This window comes from Micromonospora sp. CA-111912 (assembly GCF_050948415.1).
Lineage (GTDB): Bacteria > Actinomycetota > Actinomycetes > Mycobacteriales > Micromonosporaceae > Micromonospora.
On the sequence record NZ_CP192007.1, the window covers coordinates 6,995,293 to 7,013,198 of the forward strand.

Below are 17,906 nucleotides of genomic sequence, written 5' to 3' on the forward strand. Positions count from 1 at the left end.
GCGGCAGATCACGGCTTCGTGACCGCCGCTGCCTGTTGGCTCAGGTCAGGGGTTGGTCATCTGCGGTGATCGCGAGGAGAAGCGCCGAGGCCGAGGCAGGCGCCGCATGGGCGGGCCTTAGCGAACAGCGGCGACGCAGGGGCGCCAGCGCGGCGTCGGGCAGCAGCCCGGCGGCACCCGGGCGTTGCCAGCCGCGCAGGCTTCGCCTTGATGTCGACGCCTGAGCGGGTGGTGTTGGGGAGGGCGGCTGCGAGGCCGGCGCCCCTTCGATGCCGTGGTCGCGCTGCGGGCGGCGTGCGCCCTGCCCCGGGATGAGGGGCGCGTTTCCGAGTAGCGCCGCCTAGCGGGAGTGCGAGCCTCGGCCTCGCCTAGCTCGTGTCTCGCGGGACCTCATGGTCAGGCGTGTTCGAGTGCGGTGACGGCGGCGTCGGCAATCGCAGCGGCCGCCTCGATGGGGTCGGTGACCACCAGCGTGCTGGTGTGGGTGAAGGTGTGCCCGGTCAGGTCGGCGGGGCGCAGCCACAGCACCGCGCACCCGGACTGGTGCAGGGTGGTGATGAGCCGTTGCGCCGGGTCGAGGTTGGGTAGGTCGCCGTCGGAGACGACGGCGAGCATCCGCAGCCGCCCCGGCTGGCGCAGGTGCAGGAGCTGGTCGGCGAGTTTCACCGCGTCGAGGAATGCGGTGGTGCCGCCGACCGCCCGCATTTCGAGGACGTGGGCGGGGTGCTGTCGGGGTGGCACGAGCAGGGTGGCTCGGCTGCCGAATCCGATCGTGGTGGTGGTGGCCTGGTTGGTGTGGGCGGCGTGGGCGGCGTGGGCGAGGATCCACCCGGCTGAGGACATCGGCGCCGCGTAGGGATGCATGGAGAAGGAGGTGTCGACGAGCACGGCCAGGTGCAGGTGTGGCTTCGGCGGTGGGATGTGCGCGCGGCGCTGCCAGGGTGTGGCGGTGGGCAGGCTGCCGGCGGCGATCTGCGCTTGGGCGGTGATGGCGTGCCGGGCGCGTAGCCGCCCGGGTGGTAGTGGGCTGGGGCGCGTGTCGGGTTCGGGTTGGTGGGTGCGGGCGCGGCGCAGCCGCGCAGCGAGGTGGCGGGCGGTGGCACGTTCGGCGTCGGTGGGGTCTCGGCGTGTCCACGACGCGGGTGCGCGGTGCCGGGCGCGGATCTGCCCGGTGGCGTACTCGGCGGGGGTCAGGCCGGCGGCGTGCGCGAGGTAGTCGGCGAGTGCTTGGGCGAGCTGGCCGGGGAACTTGCCGGGGTCTGGCTGTGGTGGTTCCGGTTGCTGGTGGGGGTCGATGTTGAGGATGCGGCACCACCGCCACGCAAGGTCGATCATGCCGATGGCGTCGGTGTCGTCGACGGTGTGGGCGTGGCGCCACAGGTCGCGCAGCTGGCGCAGGGTGGCGCGGCCGAGGACGGCGGTGACGGCGGCGCGGACGCCTTTGATGTCTTTGGCGGTGATAATGCGGGCGTCGACGCGGGCGAGGAGCAGCCCGGCGAGGTGGGCGGCGTGCCAGGCGTCGTCTACGGGTGCGTCGCCGGGGTTGAGCAGGGTGGTGACGGTGTGGCGCAGCCACCGGCGGTCGCCGCGCCGCCGGGTGCGTTGGCGGTTCTCGGCGCGGGATTCCTCGAGCAGGTCGGCGACGGTCGCGACGATCGGCGGGGTGCCGGCGGGTGTGGTCCACAGGCTGTGGGTGGCGTGGGCGGCTTCGTGGACGAGCAGCCCGTAGGCGGTGGGTACCAGGCGTTTGTGTCCGGCCTTGCGGGGGTCGGTGATGTCGGGGGCGCCGATGTGGGTGGCGTCGACCTCGATGCGGCGGTCGTCGGGGTAGAAGCAGGCGGGTGCGCCGCCGCCCGCGCCGGGGGCGACGGTGACGGTCAGATCGAAGCGGCCGGTGAGAACCGGGATGTGTCGGGTCCAGGCGTCACTCCATGGGCGCCAGTCCGGGACGCTGGCCGTCGAGGTGCTCGAGCCGGCACGCCGGTGGGTGGAGGGATGAGGCATGAATGGTTTCCCTTTCTCGGGAGGGGTCAGCGTTGTTTGCCGAGGGTCAGCGGGTTGATGTCTCTGCCGAACTGCTGTTTGAGAGCGGCGTGAACCTGCTCGCGGTCCTCTTGCGGGGCGCGGCCGACGAGGTTCGCCACGGCCGCCGCGGACCCGAGGGTTTTGCTGACGCGGGTGAAGCCGAGCAGTTCGCGTAGCTGCGGCGCCCAGCCGACGCGTCCGGCGGCGAGATCGGTGTTGAGCGCGATCGCGGCTTCGACGGCGGGTCGGGGGACGTTGAGATGGCGGGCGAGGTCCCAGTCGGTGGTGACCTCGATGTGCACGTCGAAGCGGGACGCGAGGGCCTCGGTGAGGATCGCGCCGTGCACGCCGGGGTTGTGTCCGGCGATGACGTAGAACCCGTCGGTGGCTTCGACGCGTTCGTTGCGGTACCCGGGGATGGTGATGACGCGGCGGCCGTCCATCGCCGGGTACAGCACGGCGAGGACCTTCGGCGCGATGAGCGTGGCGTCGTCGACCAGCAGCGCCCGCCCCTCGCGCATCGCGATGACCAGGGGGCCGTAGACGAACTCGAACCCGCCGTCGGGCAGGGGGATGAAGTTACCGAGGAAGTCCTCCACCACCGTGTCGCCGGTGCCCGCGACGGTGAGCAGATCGGGAAAGGCGGCTTCGACGAGGGCGGTCTTGCCGGTGCCTGGCGGGCCGTAGAGCAGCACCGGGATACGCTTCTCGCGCAGCCGGCGCAGCACGTCCACGTCGGTGGCCCCCGCCAGCTTGCGGGGGAAGTACAGGTCACCGTTCGGGCGGGTGACCGGCTGCCGTCGACCTGCCCCGCGATGTCCTTGGCGGGGTGTCCGCGGGGTGGGCGGCGGCATCGCTCCGGCGGCATCGATACCGGCCTGGGTGATCTGGAAGCGGTGCGGGCCGGTCAGGTGGGTGGCGTAGCCGGCGGCGGCCATCTTCTTCAGCGCCTCGAAGACAGCCCCGGTCGAGGGGACAGACAGGGCTTTCGTGATCTCCCCGACCGTGAACATGCGGTCCGGATGAGCAGCGAGGTGCGAGGCGACCTTGTGGTACAGGTAGCCAGGACGCCTGCCGCCACCGGCCGGTGTGGGCGGGGTGGCTGGTCCGGTTGTGGGATCCATGCGGGTCCTCCCGTCAAAGGGGTAGGGCCCGCGCACCCGTCTCCGGATGCGCGGGCAGGAGCGAAATCCGCGCAGCGGAGACAGGAATCGGGTGGAGCTAGAGCCGTCGCACAGCAGGACGGTTCAACACCGTCGGTGTGAGGGTTTGCCGCAGGTCATCCCTCAGTGAGGCTTTGCGGGGGTGGGGGTGGTGGCCGTCGGCGCGTCGGGGATGGTGCCGGCGATGCGGTCGCAGTCGTAGGGATGCACCGGCAGCCAGGTCCAGGACCAGCCCATCACCACGTAGCAGCCCTTTGGATTCGGGCTGATGCGCTCGATCGCCCCCGGGTCGTCCTGCACCCGGGTGTCGTCAGCGACGATGACGTCCCCGTCGAACCACATCCGGCCCATGGCCTGGTCCACCCGGCGGTGCAGGTCCGCCGCGGCGGCGCCCTCCGTGGCCAGGTAGCGGCGGTAGCGGTCGCGGGCGGCCTGTTGGTCGGCGACGATCGCCCCGGCGACCTCGCGGGTGCAGGTGAACACCGCCCACCCGTTCCACGTGTCGACCAGGGTGCCGACGAACCCGACCGGGATCCGCATGTCCCCCGCCTCGTTGGGCGTCCACGCCCAGTCCCCGGCGAATACGCCGGGGCCGCCCAGGCGCACCCGCTGCGGGTACACATGTTGCAGATCCCGGTCGTCGCCGTCGGGGTGCAGAACCCTCCGGCACTGCCGGGCCGCCTCGGCCTCGACCGCCTCGTCGAAGCCGTCGCACCACGCCCACCGCGCCTGGTCTAGCTGCCGCCCCCGCAGGTCCTCCCATGGGGGCGCGTCGGGCGGGGCGTGCTCGGCGTAGCGGGCGGCGCCGGCGGCAAGGTCGTTCCGGTCGGCGAACGGCAGCCCGTGGGTGTCGCGCCCATCGGCGGCCTCGATGGTGGTGAGGACCTGCCGCGCGGTCGCCGCCACATCTCCGCTGGCCCGTGCGCCGATGGTGTCCTGCGCCCACCACTCGGCGGCGTTTCGGCCGGCTGTGGCGCCCGTGTGGTGAAGGGCGTCGAGCACGCGCTGCCATCCGGCGTTCGGCACGTGGCGGACGCGGTCGCCCGCGTCGAGGAGCATCGACAGCCGGGATCCGCTGTCCCAGTCGACGTCCAGGACCCGCTGCTCGGGGTCGTAGCGACGCACGGTGCCCTCGTCGCCGGGGTGCAGCCGGGTGTGCGGATCGCTGGTGTGCTCGAGCGCGACTCGGTCTCCTTTGCGGGAGGTGTCCAGGGCCGAGCGGTGGCCCGTAGCGGAGTCATCTGGCTGCGGCGGGCTTGTGTGGTTGTCTGAGCGGGTCATGTCATGTCCTTCTGTTGATTTGTCTCGGGGGCATGGGGTGTCGGGTAGCCGGCCATTCAGCGGGTCGTGTCCTGCGAGGGCTCATGCTTCGAGCTGGTCTCGATGAGCGCTGCGTCGTGCCACAGAACGCGGCGCACGCCTCCTGGAACCGGCTGTGCGTCGTGTCGCGCGCTTCGCGTACGTGGGCGTGCGCGTCCTCGGTGGCGCGCATCCGTTCTTCCGGCAGTGACTGGGGGTGTCCAGGTCGGCGGTGCCGTCGTGCACGGCGAAAGGTCGGTGCGGCCTGGGTTAGCGCTTCGCGCCCTGCGATGCAGGGCGACATCCCCGTTCGGCGGGCGCGGTCATCTTGTCCGCCCATACCGGTAGGGGATCATCGGGTAGTCACCGAAGTACGGGTAGGGAATGAGTCGGTGATGCGTTCCCCCGTCGCCCGTTTGTTCGTAGCCGTAGTAGTGGCTCATCGACGGGTCGGACCAGCGCTCGAACAACACCACGTGCCCGCGCAGGTCGGGAGCGGTGTTGATCAGCAGGTCTCCCGGCCGCAGATCGGTCTTTGCGATGACCGTGGACCGTGCGGCCAGCCCGGCGGTGTTCAACCCGGGCCCGTCCAGGCCTAAGGCCATGGACACGTAGCCCGAGCAGTCGCGCCGGTAGCCCTGGAACCAGTCGCCCGGATTCCCGCTGGACAGGTACGGCACTGGACCACCCGACCAGGCGGTCAACCACGAGTGGGCACGGGCGAAGACGGTGGCAAGGTCAGCGCAACCAGCGGCGCCGCCACTGCCTGCCGACGGGCATATGCTCAGACATGGCGCAAGATCAACGGGGAGGGCTGAGGGGTTGGCGGAACCCACAGCGCGGGCCAGGGCGATCGCGTCGTCTTCCCACTTGGCGTAGGCGTCGGGGTAGGCGGAGCGTTGGACGGCTTGGGCGGCGTCGGTCAGGGTCATGGCCTGCCAGCCGTCGACGGCCAGCAGCGCGGTGTAGAACTTCCCGGCCGCATAGCGGGGGTCGCGCAGTTGGGCGGGCGTGCCCCAGCCTTGGGAGGGGCGTTGCTGGAACAACCCGACGGAGTCGCGGTCCCCGCTCGGCAGGTTACGCAGGGTGGATTCCTGCATGGCGGTGGCCAGGGCGATGACCCAGCCTCGGGGCGGGACTTTCAGCTCCACGCCGACAGCAACGATCATGGCGGCGTTGGCCGTCTGTTCGCTGCTCCACCCACCGCCGGCGCCGACCACGGGAGGGGACACGGGGACGGTGGGCAGCAGCGGCTGCTCGTCCGGACCGACCACGCCGTAGCAGGCGGCGGAGGCTGCGCCGCCGCCGGTGAACAGCGCGCCGATCCCACCCGCGCACAGCACCAGCGAGGCGATGACCCCGGCAGCGATCGCGCCGAGAGCGCGGGCGCTCACCGCGGTGCTCCCGCCGCTGATCGCGGCCCGCACGGCCGCTCGCCCCGTTCGATGCCGCCAGGGCCCAGGCAGTTGACCAGGTGGTAGGTGGCGACGCGGGTGCCATCGCTGGTGTGCACGGCGAGCGTGCCGGTGTCCGCCTCGATAAGGTAGATCCACTCGGCGTCAAGGTGCGCGGCGTGGCACAGCGGGAACACCGTGACCGGCTCCGGCGGATCCACCTCGGACGCAAGCGTCATGCCGACGCCCGGCACCGGGCTCTGCCCGGCAAACGCGGAGCGGGTGGTGGCGGCGATGTCCGGGTCGAGGTACTCCCAGTCGTGCGTGAGGACCGCGGTGATCAGCGCCCGCGTGTCGTGCTGAGCGTGGCCGGCCCAGACGGCGGCCAGGGTGGGCAGCACCACGGCGGGGTGGCCGTCGAAAAGCACGAACCGGGCGTGCACGAGGTGCAGGCTGTCGGGGCTGGTGGCGCCGATGTAGCAGTGGGTGCTCACAGAACAGACTCCTTCAGCAAGAGGGCGACAATGCGGCGGGCGGACAGCCGTCAAGGGTGGTCGTGCTCGGGCTGGGGCGGCCAGGTGGCGGGCTTGGCGCGCCAGCCGAAGACCGGGTCGGTGGTCTCGACAGAGCCGCAGCGGGTGCAGCGGACGTACGTGTCCTCGCCGTAGCCGGCCATGGACGGCATCTCGTCGGCGTCGATCTCGTCGACCGCGCCGCAGATCTCGCAGCGGATGGACGCGCCGTCGGGTCCGCACCCGCTGAAGACCGGCTCATCGGGGTCACTGCGGGGCGGGATCGGTGGGGTCACGGCGTGCCCCCGGCAGCGCTGGTCTGGGTGTAGCGGGCGGTGGCGGCCAGCAGCGCGACCAGGCCGGGACAGGTGGTGGGGATGTCGGCCGATGGTGGGCTGTCGTCGACGAGGACGAGCGGGTGGTCATCGCCGCGCAGGTGGGAGAGCCGGTAGACGCGGCTGTTGATGTCGACAGCGTCGATGCGGCGAGCCGGCCGTTGCTGGCCGTCGACGGTGAGTAGGTCGTCGTAGCAGGTGGCCCATGCCAGCAGCCGCGAGGCTGGCGTGGCGGCGCGGATCTGCGTGATGATGGTGTCCAGGACGGTCTGGTAGGGCGTAGGTGCCGTGGGGTTGCCGAGGCCGGCGGCGAGGCGGTGCAGCAGTGCGGGCAGCCTGGCCGGGTCGGTGAGCAGGTCGTCAGGGTGCAGCGGAAACTCCACGCCGCGGATCTCCCGTGGTGATCCGGGGATGGTCAGGGGCCGGTCGTGGATGAGCAGCATCGTCGCGGGCTGGCCCCAGCCCATCGTGTCGGCCTCAGCGTCAGCGGCGATGAGGCACGAGGTGATGTCGTGGACAACGGCGAAGGACAACACAGTGGTCTCCCTGTCGGGAAGCAGATATGACAGGACCCCGCAGCCAGAGGGCTGCGGGATCCTGTGCGTGGGGTTGGGCAGGTCAGCGGGGATAACGGTCGCGACTGCGCACTGTCGGTGTGCGCTGGTGTAGGTATCCGCGTACGCCGGCGCCGTCGCGTTTCGCCTCGTACATCGCGCAGTCGGCCTGGGTGAGCAGGTGCCGGATGCTGATGTTCGGGTGGTGGGTGTGGGTGTAGCCGACCGAGGCGGTCACGCGAAGGTCGCCGTTGACGACGCGAATGGAGTTGCCGGCGATCGCCTGCCATGCGGCATGGGCTGCTGCGGTGGTGTCGTCGCGGTCGCCGGTAACGAGCAGTGCGAACTCGTCGCCGGAGAGCCGGGCGGCGAGACGCACGGGGGTGGGAAGGCCGGCCAGGCGGCGGCCGACTTGGTCGAGCAGGTCGTTGCCGACTTCGTGGCCGAGGGTGTCGTTGACGGCCTTGAAGTGGTTGAGGTCCAGCAGCACCACCCCGATCGGAGTGTTGCTCTCCAGTGCGGTACGCAGGTGGGCCAGGAACAGCCTGCGGTTGGGTAGGCCGGTGACATCGTCGTGGGTGGCGTCGTGGCGGGCCGCTCGCAGGGCGTGCTGCTGACGCCACAGCATGGCTGCGGCGAGAGCGAGACCGGCGAGGATCCCGCCGACGGCGGTGAGCGTCGCGTGCACGATCTGAGACACTGAGTTCGCTCCTTGCAGTGGAAGGAGCAACACCGGGGGCGGGCGGTAGCGGTCAACTTCACGCCCGCCCCTGGGCTGCCTCTGCTTGAAGAGTCCGCCGGTTAGGGGTTGGCGGGTGCGAGTTGGAAGGTGGCGGGCTTGTCGACGGTCTGCACGGCCTTGCCGGCGGCGACGAGCTTGAACAACGCGTTGTTGACCGCGCCCGCGCTGGCTTTCTTCGCATCGGTGCCGGCGTTCGCGGCGTCGATTAGCTTGCACAGCTCACTGGTCTTGTAGGCCCGGTCAGGGTGTGCTTCGAGAACGTCCAGCACCGCCCCTCTCAGTGAGCCCTTCGTCCGGCGGCTACCGGGGGTCGAAGTGCCCGCCTCGGCGGTCGGGTCCGGCGGGAAGTCCTCGGACGTCCCGGCGGGGTGTTCGCTGTCCGCGTGGGATGCGACTGCGGGTTCTGCCGCTGTGCCATCGGCCTGTGAGAGTGCGTCGGCCGTGGCGCTGGAGGCGGCCGATGGTGGGGCGTCGGCAGGATTGTCGGGTTGCGGGGTGGTTGGTTCCTCGTCAGCGGTGTCGGCGTCCGGGTTGGTGTCGCGGTTCTCGGCGCGGTCGTCGTCGGCACTGGTCTGGGCCGGGGATTCGAACGGCCTGTCGGTGCCGGTGTCGTGGGCCGGCGGGGGGCTGTGGTCGGTGCCGACGGTGGTGCGGCCGGCGTCGGTCAGCCGCCACACCGCGCGCTTGTCTTCGGTGCGGACGGGTTCGGCCTGCCCGGTGTGTTCCAGCGCGCGGAGCTTGGCCGTGGCGGTGGAGTAGCCGAGGCCGGCCTTGTCGGCGACGGCGGCGGCGGTGGCTTCGCCGAGTTCGGCGAGGGCGGCGAGGACCTTGAACATGGCGTGTGCCGGTACGGATTCTGGCGCGTCGGTCATGGGCATCTCCCTTCTGGGGTGTGAGGTCAGCACTGATCCACGCTTCGTTCGCGGCGGCGATCAAGTGCGATGACCGGATCTCGGAACATCCGAGATCCGGTTCGGCGGCAGCTGGGGATGTCGCGGGGTCAGAACGGTGGATCGTCGTGAGCGGCGGGCGACTGCCGAGACGGGCGACCGGTGGCGGTGATAGCGCGCAGGCGGCCGGACAGGGCGGCCAGGTGCAGCCGGAGCCGGTCCCGGATGGGCATGGCGTCGGTGGGTGAGGTGTGCCAGAGCCACCGGTAGGCGCCGATGCTGTAGTAGCCGTCCCGGTCGGGGTAGCAGCGGTCGTCGACGTCGAGACGGATGGCGTCGTCGACTTCGGTCTCTTCGAGCAGCACGGCGGTGGTGCCGTCGAAGCGCAGCAGCGGGTACTCCCCCGGCATCGTGCCCGCGCGCCACGGCCCGGCGAGGTCCGCGGCCATCTGCCGGACGGTGTGGGGGTGGAAGCGGCAGATCAGGTAGCCGTCCTCGCCGGCGTCATAGCCATCGGCGACCAGCGCGGGGTAATCCCCGTCGCCGGTCTTCGATGAGGTGACCATGATCGGGCGCCAACGCACGTGGGGTGGGGCGATGTCGGCGCGGTGGTCGGACAGCTGCACGTGTCTGGCGTTGAGCGTGCAACCGGGCCCGGTGCCGGTGTCGATCGCGAGCCAGTTGCGGGGCGCGGCCGGCGCGTAGGACGTCGATGAGGCGACGCCCGTCGGAGTCGGCGTGCCGCAGCGGCAGATACCAGTGCTGGTCGGGCTTCGTCGTCGCGCCTACGAGCCGCCACGATCCGCCGTAGGCGACCTGTTCGGCGCCATGCGTGGTGTGCCAGACCGGCACGCCGTTGGAACGCAGCTGTCCTTCGGAGCCGGCGCGCCGCAGGGTCAGCGCCGGTGTGTTGTGCTCGCCTGCGGCGACCTGGGCTTTGGTGAGGCGGTGGGTGGGGCAGGCGAGGGCGTGTTCTGCCAGGGGCAGCACGTCCTCGACACGGAACCACAGTCGGTTGGACATGGTGATACGGACCTCCTTGCGACGAACAGGGGACGGGAAGAGGAACAGAGCGGCCTGCCACAGGCCAGCGGGGTGCGGTGCCCCACGCCCGGGGCTCCTGCGTGTGCGGCAGGGGGCGTCACCCGCCTGCGGGGTTGCAGCGGTCACCATCCCCGCAGGCAGTGCGGCATGGCGCAAAGGTGGTGTCGAACGGCGTTGCGGCGACGACCGGGTGCGAGACGAGATGCCTGCGACCGAACCCGCGCTGGGATGCCGCCGTACGCCCTGACTGTGTGGGGCGGGCGGCCCCGGGGTGGCTAGAGGGAGACGGCGAGTAGCCGCTGCTGCGGGCTGAGGGTGTCGAGATGGGTCAGGGCCTGCTCGAGGTAGGTGATGCGGTGGGCGAGGAAGTCGCTGGCCGGGGCGAGGTGGCGGCCGTCGGCAGTGAGCATCGCGTCGCCGACGACGGCGCTGGCGGCGCGGTAGTGCTGGTAGGCGACCTGCCCGGCCTGGTACATCTCCAGTTCACCGACGCTGGGTTGGCCGAGGCCGGGGGTGGCTGCGGCGTGCAGGCGCATGGCGTGCACGCGGGGTTGGGCGTGGAAGTCCTCGCTCGCCCGCTCGAAGGGGTAGCGGTCGGGGTCGGTGAGGTGTCGGGCCTCGAACACGGGCCATGGGATGGCCGGTCGGGTGCCGTGGACGACCTGCTGCCAGCTCTGGTAGCGGATGCCGGCGCCGACGGCGGCTGCGTGCCGCATACCGGGCAGGTCGAGCAGCCGTACGGGGCCGCCCGCGCATGGCGTCGGGTGGCCTTTGCGTGCGCTGATGAGCTGGTGGCGCTGCCACAGCCGTAGCCGCGGGGTGGCCCAGTACAGGGTGGTGAGGGTGCCGGCGACACCGAAGTGCGTGTCGAGCTGGTGGCTGGTCAGTGCCTGGGCCGGCAGGTCGTCGGGCAGGCAGATGACCATGGTCTTGATGGTGGGGGCCGGCGTGACCGGCTGTTGGGAAGCGGTGGTCTGAACGCGGGCTGGCGGTGCAGCAGGCGTCGAGGTGGCCTTCGGCCGGGTGAGTCGCGCCGGGATGGTGGGCACGCGGCTGCCGTGACGGGTCAGCGGGGTGCCGTTTGCAGCGGACATGGCGTAGTCCTCCTTCGATTCGGGTGCGGGTGGGCGTGCGGGACTGGCCGGCTCACCGATTTCGTGAGTCGCGTCAGTGCGGCAGGAACGGAGGGTCGCGCGGGGCGCGCGCGGAGGCGACCAAGCCCACCGGGTACGTGGGTCAGGTCGATGGGTGCGCCGCGCGTGTTGCGCTGGTGCGGTTGGTTGGTGCGACCTTGAGGGATCGCCGCGCGGTGCGCGTGCCGACCGGCGTGAGCGGGTGGGCGTGGCGTACCGGGTTGGTGCGGCGGGGATCCCTGGGGTGGGACCGAACCGGGGGTGGTGCGATATGTGAGGTGTGGTGGTGCCGTGAACAGTAGCCCTGGGCACTCACAGCGGGGCACAGCCGGCGGCGGGTCTGATTAGGCGGGTGACCTGCACCGTGAGAGAGCAACCACCACTGCGGGTCGGTTCTGGTGTGAGTTGCTGTGAGTGGCGGGCCCGCTCACAGACGCTCGCTGCAGGCTCGGCCAGGCCGATCCGAGCCGCCGAGGCGGCTGCAGGAGGGGGCGGGTGCCCTGCGGTGTGAGTGGCTGTGAGCGAGCCGGCGGGGCTGTCAGGCGTCGTCGGGGTCGGTGTAGCGGTGGGGGTTGGTGGCGGTGTTGTCGGGGCCGTGGTCGCTGTGCAGTTCGTGCAGCCAGCGGGGTGGGCCGGGGTCGGCGGCGAGGGTCCAGGCGGGGCCGGCGGGGTGTTCGTGGTGCAGGCCGGTGGCCACGGGCATGGCTGTGGGGATGCCGGTGAGCGCGTCGAGTAGGTGGGCTTCGCGGCGGTGGCTGGGCACGCGCAGCAGGACGGGGTAGCGGGGGCCGAACTCGGCGAGGCGTTCGTAGGCGCGCAGCTTGCGCAGCACCTTGTGCAGGGGTTCGGTGCCGTTGTCGTGTTCGAGGAAGAACCCGACGGTGCGGTCGGCCGCTTGCCAGATGCCGTGGCCGTCGGGGCGGATGTCGGCGAGGGCATAGGCGGCGGTGGCGTGCTGCTCGGACCACCAGCGCACCAGGCGGGCGCTGGGGTCGGTGCGGCTGTAGGCGTGCAGGTCGACGAAGAGTTGGTTGGCGCCGAGCAGGTGCCGCAGGCGGGGGCTGCCGATGATGCGTTCGGTGCGTTCGATGCTGGAGCGCGGCGGGCGGGCGTCCGGGCGCTCGGGGTCGGTGTAGGTGGTGGGGTGCACGAGCATGCCAAGCGGCCCAAGGGTGTAGAGGTGCTGGCCGGTGCCAGTGGTGACATCGACGAAGCGGTGCACGGCGTCGATGCGGTGCAGCGTGGCCAAGCGCAGCCGCGCGGAGCGCTCCGACGGAAACAACGCGGTGGTGATCTGCGCGGTCGACAGCACGTAGTGCTCGGCGAGCCAGGCCAGCAGTTGCCGGTCGCGCAGGGTCAGCCGCCGCAGGTAGGACAGCCGGTGCGCCTTGCTGGAACGCCGATGATGAGCAGGAGAACGAGGTTCGGGCGGGCGATGTTCGGGAGCCGGTGAGCGGGGTGGCATGAGGGATCTCCTCAGCGAGTAGAACGGAGAAACTCCCTCCTGTGAGGAGGGAGTCTGGAACTGTCACCGCCGGTCGGCGGAGCTGACCAGTGGTGGCGTGCTGCGCGGACAGCCACATTCGCGCTCCGCGCGGGAGATGACGGTGGGGTAGAGGTGGTGAAGAAGCGGTGAAGCCGCGACGGAAGACGCCACGGAAACCCACCAGCTCTCCCGTGAGCCACCGCATCGTTCGGGTGGCGTAGGCCTGTATGGCTTGGCGGACGGCTCGGGGGCTTGGGGATCAGTCGGCCGGTGCATGACCTGCGGGAGATCGTCAACGCGATCCCGTACATGGCCAAGACGGGGATCGCTGAGAGTACCTCCCACATGACTTCCGCCAGCGGAAACGGCCTACGACGACTACGCCAAGTGGGAGGCTGACGAGACCACGCAGCACACCCATGACCTGTTGCGGGACGGGTACAGAGCGTGAGGATTCCAGCAACGTTGCGGAGTCGGATCAGGGCATCGACGCGGCGAAGAAGCTCAGGGGACGCAAGCGACACATCGCCACGGACACGCTGGGGTTGCCGCTGGCGGCGATCGTCACGGCGGCCTCGGTGCAGGACCCCCTGCTCGGCCTGGCCGTCATGCTCACCGAAGGCGCAGCACGATAACGCTCGATCCGGCGGTGGCACGAGAAGAAGCACACACCGGTCGCTGACCCTAATGCATGGTGCCGCGCCCCCACTGGCAGTCGCAGTCAGCGGGGGCGCCGCGTATGGCGGAGGCCCCAGCATGAGGAAGCCACTCCAACTGCATGCGTCCACCCACCAGGACGCTCCACGAGCCCGCCGTGACATCCAACGCACGTCGACCCGACCCGTTGCGGCCCCGTCTTCATCGTCACTTGACCAAGCGATTTGTTGCGGAACCCTGAGCGGTTACAGCACTTCCCTGGTAATAAACCCTCTCTGAGAGGACGGTCCGGAATGTTATGTCCGCTTCGGGCTGAGGGTGAATAGGTCGGGTTCGGTTGGGGATCCGTCACGATTCTCCGGTTGACCAGGCGTTTCAGCTTGGCGCGGATGCCTTCGACGTCTTTGGGTTCGGTGCCGATGCCCAAGCGAGACAGACGTCTTCGGCGCGCAGGCCGGCACCGTCAGCGGTGAGCACGGCCAGGATTCGTTGGTAGGACTCGTTGATGATGCCTTGAGAGAGCGCTCCCTATAATGGCTCGACGGAGCATCGGAACCTGGCTCTCCCGGTTGTCCTCCCGTGGGGTGGACGGGCATTCGCGTTGATGTCGCATGCCGCCATCACCTCGACCCACCGACGGTAAGGATCGCCGTGCGACACCACCCTCCAGCATGTACTCCGCTTCGGCGTCGGCCTCCTGCGGTCGGGACGGTCGCACCATGACCGAGACAGCGCATGCGGTTTCGTACGTCCGATCCTCCGAGGTGTACTCCGCAGACGGAAGCAAGATCGTCGGCTTGGAGACCTCTGGCGGTAGAACGTCGAAGGGGGCGGAGGCGAATCCAGGGTTCTTCTCCGGTTTCCTGACCGACCCGCGGATTGCCGCGTCCGGGCTGCTCGCCGTGGCTGACGTGGCCGCCACCCGCTACTACCAGCCGACACTGAAAAGCTCCCTCGATCCGGTAGTCACCGGAAACGGCGACCGGCTGCGCTTCGAGTCCTTCTCAGGCTGTTGCGGGGTGTACGCGCGACTGGACATCCTCAACGACGGTCTCGACGGAGGCGAGGTGGGTCAAGGAACGACCAATGTCGACGTCAACACACCGCTGCGCATCGCACTGTCGCGGATCCATGCCAATGATCCGTTGTATCTGCGGGTCGGCCCGGACGAGCTTGCCGTCACCACCCTCGACGGACCGCTCGTCGAGAAGAAGGTACCGCTGCCGCAACGCTGGCTGCGTGGTTTCGCGGAGACGCAGGTGATCGCCTCGGGGTTCGACCTGTGTGCCGAGGTGCCGGCCGCAGACGCGGCGCGGTTCCTGCGGTCGTTACCGACCCGCGGCCGGGTACCGGACCTCTGGGTGCTGCCCGTCGGGCGGACCCTGCGAACGACGGGCGCTCCGGCTCCGGGTGCTGTCTGCCTTCCCGGGCCCAGCCGGTTGGCGACACTGGAGCGTGTACTACGACACGCTCGGACCCTTCGCCTTTACGGTCCCGCGGTGACCGCAGGCAGTCCACCGGTGGCCAGCGCATGGGAGGTGACGCTGCCCGGCATGCGGCTGACGCTGATGCTGTCGCCGCAGGTGTCCCGCGGGTTCTCCGGCGAGGGCGCGGTGCTGGAGGCCCTGGCCGCGGACGAGGTGCGGGCCGATGCGGACCTGATCTCCGTACTGCTCGCCTGGGAGCCGCGCATCGACGTGGCTGACCTGGCGGCGCGGGCCGGACTGACGACCCATCGGGTGCGTTCGGCGTTGACCCGGCTGGGGACTGCGGGCCGGGTGGGCTACGACGCCGCGGAGGCCGCGTACTTCCATCGCGAGTTGCCGTATCGCGTCGGCCAGGCCGAACTGCACAACCCGCGCCTACGCGACGCCCGGGTGCTGGCGCGGGCAGGCGCCGTGACGGTGGACGGTGAGACGGCGTCGGTCCGCTCCGGAGACAAGGTCTATCTCGTCGACCACCGCAGCGCGGTCATGGGGTGCACGTGCCCGTGGTGGGCTGGGCACCGGGGCGGCCGCGGTCCCTGCAAACACGCACTCGCGGTACGGATGACCACACGGGGAGATGACTGATGGCCACTGAGCGTGATGCGTTGCTGGAAGCGATCCGGGCCGGCGACGAGGAACTGTCCGCCGCCCTCGTCGAGAAGATGGACGTCGCGGCCCGGAGCGGGTGTGTGCCGGCGGTGACGCAGATCCTCCGTGGGCTGCGCCCGGAAAACGAGTGGTCGGTCTTCTACGCGGGCCGGCTGGCCGGCCTGGCCTGCCAATCCACGCCGGCCGGGGCGGCGAAGTGGGTGCTCTGGATCAATCGGCTGCGGAGACAGGAGTTCCCTGCCTCGTCAGCCGAGATCCTGGCCGGGCACGGCCAGGAATGGCTTGGCGAGCTGGCGCATCGGCTCGCCGCCGAACTCGACAAGGAAAGAAGACAGTTCGAGGGGACGCCGCTGCACTATCACCTGGTGCAAAACCTGATCGGACTCTCGGGCTGTGCGACACCGACCAACTTCGGCTATGCGATTCAGCGGCTCCGGTTCGGCGGACTGACCAACCCGGATGCTCCGATACTGGTGCCGATCGCCCTGGAGGTCGAGGGCTTCGGGGCGTGGATGGGCTACCTGGGGCCGGGCCTGGTGGACATGACGGAGTCCGGGAAACTCGATCGCACGGCGCTGATCGACCAGTGCGTGGGTCGGCTGTTCCGCGGCGGACGACCGCATGAGCTGCGCGGCTTCCGGCGGCTGCTGGACGATCTGACCCTCACCGACGACGAACTCGCGGATCGGGCCGGCGATTGGGCCCGGCTGGCTGCGGACGCCGATGCGCCGACCGCCGGCGACGCGGTGCGAAGACTGCGCCGGTTGCTCGATGCCGGACGGCTGGACGTCGGCCTGCTCGGGGACGCCTCGCGGGACGTGCTGGCGCGCCCGGAGAAGGGACTGGTCAGCGCGCAGCTCAAGCATCTCGGTCAAGCCTTGCGGTCGAGCACGGACGGTGCCGGCCAGTTGCTGACAGCGGCGACGGTGGCCTTCGGGCACGAGGACAACGCCATGCAGGAGCAGGCCTGGAAACTCGTCGCCCGGCACATCGCGGCGACGGACCCGGCGGCCCGTGCGCAGATCGTCGAAGCGGTCGCTGTACTCACCCCCGACCTGCGAGAGCAGGCGACCGCAGCACTCGGCGAGAGCACGCCCGGCAGCGAGCGCACGCGAACGCCGTACCAGGAGACGCTGCCGCCGGTGGTGGCGCCGCAACGCGCCTCGGCGCCGCCCGAGACCCTGCCGGAGCTGATCGGCGAGATCGTTGCGATCGTCGCCGCGCCGCACGCATCGACCGTCGAGTCGGAACGCGCCCTCGACGGCCTGGTGCGCTTCGCGCACCGGGACCGGGCGGCCCTGGCCGCAGCGCTGCGGAGCGTCCCCGCCAAGCAGTGGCCCTGGCAGAGCGAGGGCCAGGTGACCTCCCAGCGGTTCCCCGACCGGCAGCCGTACCCGGTTGCGGGCATCGGCGTCATCGTTCTCGCCCTCCTCCTCGGCGGGCTCGACGCCGAGAGTCTTCCGGTCGTACCCCCGGAGATGTCCGACAACGGAACCGGCTTCCCACCGCAGTGCGGGCACTGCGTCTTCCGTGCCGCCTGGCGAGCGCGGATCTTCGAAGTCGCCCGCGCTGTGCTGACCGATCCGCCCCCGTTCCTGCTGTCCGCACCCTCCTGGTGTACCGGTGTGGTGGACACCGACGTCCTGCTGGACCGGCTGGCCGAGTACGCGAGACTCGGCATCACGGCCGGACCGGCCGACTTCGATCAGGCTCTGCTACGGGTGCGGATCCCCGTCGGCCCAGACCGCGACCGGCTGGCCGGCGCCGCCGCCGCACTGGGCACCGCGGAGGGCACCAGGTTCGCGCAGTGGCTGTCGTCCGGAGGGCTCACGGTGGTCGAAGAAAGCACCGGTCTGGCCCTGCCCGCGCTGCGAGAAGGGTTCACCGACCCGTTCCGGCGACTGGACGTCCTGCTGCTCAAGCACCACGACGGTGGCCCGATCAACCAGGACCTGCCCGACTCGTTCATCTATCACCAGCCGGCCCGGCCGCTGGACCTGCCACAGTGGGTCGCCACGTTGCCGCTGGTACGCGAGTACATCGCGGCACAGATGATATCGACGCGAGCCGGGGAATCGGATTTCACCTATGTCTCGGACCTCCCGCTGCTGGCGGCGGCCGACGGCCCGATCGGTCCACTGTTCCACCGACTCCTGGCCAACACCTTGTCACGGGGTCGCCCGGACGGCGATATGGACGCACTGCTCCAGCTTGTCGCCCGCAAGGAGATGGACGCGAAGCATGTCGGCGAATGCCTTATCCCGCGGAACAAGCGGGGTGGACGGCAACCGGCACCTGACCTGCTCGACCTGGTCACCGAGATCGCGCGCATTGGCGCCCACACCACCGCCTGGAACATCCTGGCCGGCGCACTGCCCGGCCTACTCAGCGCAAGTGAGCTTCCACGCCGGCTCGGAGCCCTGCTGTCGCTGGCCGCAGACTGCGCGAGCACCTCCGGCGCGACCGGCGGCATCCCCGAACTGGACGCGATCGCCGACCGCACCGGCAGCTCGCAAACCACCAAACAGGCACGACGCCTACGCCAGATCCTGGCCGAATCGGCGCGATGAGTGCCC

The 17,906-nt window shown here is 70.5% G+C and carries 14 protein-coding genes and 1 pseudogene; 3 read left to right on the top strand and 12 right to left on the bottom strand.

Annotated features, from left to right (window positions below; translation table 11 throughout):
* Positions 1-396: 396 nt before the first annotated feature.
* From ACQPZO_RS29920 to ACQPZO_RS29975, 12 genes are all read right to left on the bottom strand, one after another.
* Positions 397-2,004: a vWA domain-containing protein gene (locus ACQPZO_RS29920; protein WP_433345489.1), complete on the bottom strand. Its 1,608-nt coding sequence runs from the start codon at positions 2,002-2,004 to the stop codon at positions 397-399.
* A gap of 26 nt (positions 2,005-2,030) precedes the next feature.
* The gene (locus ACQPZO_RS29925) at positions 2,031-3,149 is read right to left on the bottom strand and encodes an AAA family ATPase (RefSeq protein ID WP_433345491.1); all 1,119 of its coding nucleotides are present in this window, start codon (positions 3,147-3,149) and stop codon (positions 2,031-2,033) included.
* A gap of 162 nt (positions 3,150-3,311) precedes the next feature.
* Entirely contained in the window at positions 3,312-4,469 is a 1,158-nt protein-coding gene (locus tag ACQPZO_RS29930) for a DUF4314 domain-containing protein (protein WP_433345494.1), read from the bottom strand.
* 341 nt (positions 4,470-4,810) lie between these two features.
* Positions 4,811-5,881 carry an NlpC/P60 family protein gene (locus ACQPZO_RS29935; RefSeq protein ID WP_433345496.1) on the bottom strand — a complete coding sequence of 357 codons (1,071 nt, stop codon included), beginning with the start codon at positions 5,879-5,881 and terminating at the stop codon, positions 4,811-4,813.
* Positions 5,878-6,375 (bottom strand): hypothetical protein, encoded by a 498-nt coding sequence (locus ACQPZO_RS29940; RefSeq protein ID WP_433345498.1) that lies wholly within the window; start codon positions 6,373-6,375, stop codon positions 5,878-5,880. Before ACQPZO_RS29940 ends, ACQPZO_RS29935 begins: the two co-directional genes overlap by 4 nt.
* Positions 6,376-6,425: 50 nt before the next feature.
* A complete protein-coding gene (locus tag ACQPZO_RS29945; RefSeq protein WP_250100378.1) occupies positions 6,426-6,689 on the bottom strand; it encodes a hypothetical protein in 264 nt (87 codons plus the stop codon).
* Positions 6,686-7,264: a hypothetical protein gene (locus ACQPZO_RS29950; RefSeq protein ID WP_250100379.1), complete on the bottom strand. Its 579-nt coding sequence runs from the start codon at positions 7,262-7,264 to the stop codon at positions 6,686-6,688. The genes ACQPZO_RS29945 and ACQPZO_RS29950 overlap by 4 nt, the downstream gene beginning before the upstream one ends.
* Positions 7,265-7,346: 82 nt before the next feature.
* Positions 7,347-7,982 (bottom strand): GGDEF domain-containing protein, encoded by a 636-nt coding sequence (locus ACQPZO_RS29955; RefSeq protein WP_433345500.1) that lies wholly within the window; start codon positions 7,980-7,982, stop codon positions 7,347-7,349.
* A gap of 101 nt (positions 7,983-8,083) precedes the next feature.
* Positions 8,084-8,896 (bottom strand): MarR family transcriptional regulator, encoded by an 813-nt coding sequence (locus tag ACQPZO_RS29960; protein ID WP_433345502.1) that lies wholly within the window; start codon positions 8,894-8,896, stop codon positions 8,084-8,086.
* A gap of 128 nt (positions 8,897-9,024) precedes the next feature.
* Positions 9,025-9,540 carry a hypothetical protein gene (locus tag ACQPZO_RS29965; RefSeq protein ID WP_433345504.1) on the bottom strand — a complete coding sequence of 172 codons (516 nt, stop codon included), beginning with the start codon at positions 9,538-9,540 and terminating at the stop codon, positions 9,025-9,027.
* A gap of 693 nt (positions 9,541-10,233) precedes the next feature.
* Positions 10,234-11,052 (bottom strand): hypothetical protein, encoded by an 819-nt coding sequence (locus tag ACQPZO_RS29970; protein WP_433345506.1) that lies wholly within the window; start codon positions 11,050-11,052, stop codon positions 10,234-10,236.
* Positions 11,053-11,629: 577 nt separating this feature from the next.
* Positions 11,630-12,556 carry a replication-relaxation family protein gene (locus tag ACQPZO_RS29975; protein WP_433345508.1) on the bottom strand — a complete coding sequence of 309 codons (927 nt, stop codon included), beginning with the start codon at positions 12,554-12,556 and terminating at the stop codon, positions 11,630-11,632.
* Positions 12,557-13,029: 473 nt separating this feature from the next.
* Here ACQPZO_RS29975 and ACQPZO_RS29980 point away from each other — a divergent pair.
* The 3 genes and pseudogenes from ACQPZO_RS29980 to ACQPZO_RS29990 form a co-directional block, all read left to right on the top strand.
* Positions 13,030-13,164: pseudogene (locus ACQPZO_RS29980) on the top strand (transposase); the annotation flags it as partial.
* Between the two features lie 789 nt (positions 13,165-13,953).
* Entirely contained in the window at positions 13,954-15,306 is a 1,353-nt protein-coding gene (locus tag ACQPZO_RS29985) for an SWIM zinc finger family protein (RefSeq protein WP_433345510.1), read from the top strand.
* Positions 15,306-17,900, top strand: a complete 2,595-nt coding sequence (locus ACQPZO_RS29990) for a DUF6493 family protein (RefSeq protein ID WP_433345512.1) — start codon at positions 15,306-15,308, stop codon at positions 17,898-17,900. The genes ACQPZO_RS29985 and ACQPZO_RS29990 overlap by 1 nt, the downstream gene beginning before the upstream one ends.
* The last annotated feature ends 6 nt before the right edge of the window (positions 17,901-17,906 follow it).

What these genes read in the sequence shown, in the direction of transcription:
- ACQPZO_RS29920 (WP_433345489.1), bottom strand. Translation starts at nt 2,004, where the DNA reads ATGCCTCATCCCTCCACCCACCGGCGTGCCGGCTCGAGCACCTCGACG.
- ACQPZO_RS29925 (WP_433345491.1), bottom strand. Translation starts at nt 3,149, where the DNA reads ATGGATCCCACAACCGGACCAGCCACCCCGCCCACACCGGCCGGTGGC.
- ACQPZO_RS29930 (WP_433345494.1), bottom strand. Translation starts at nt 4,469, where the DNA reads ATGACCCGCTCAGACAACCACACAAGCCCGCCGCAGCCAGATGACTCC.
- ACQPZO_RS29960 (WP_433345502.1), bottom strand. Translation starts at nt 8,896, where the DNA reads ATGACCGACGCGCCAGAATCCGTACCGGCACACGCCATGTTCAAGGTC.
- ACQPZO_RS29970 (WP_433345506.1), bottom strand. Translation starts at nt 11,052, where the DNA reads ATGTCCGCTGCAAACGGCACCCCGCTGACCCGTCACGGCAGCCGCGTG.
- ACQPZO_RS29975 (WP_433345508.1), bottom strand. Translation starts at nt 12,556, where the DNA reads ATGCCACCCCGCTCACCGGCTCCCGAACATCGCCCGCCCGAACCTCGT.
- ACQPZO_RS29985 (WP_433345510.1), top strand. Translation starts at nt 13,954, where the DNA reads ATGACCGAGACAGCGCATGCGGTTTCGTACGTCCGATCCTCCGAGGTG.
- ACQPZO_RS29990 (WP_433345512.1), top strand. Translation starts at nt 15,306, where the DNA reads ATGGCCACTGAGCGTGATGCGTTGCTGGAAGCGATCCGGGCCGGCGAC.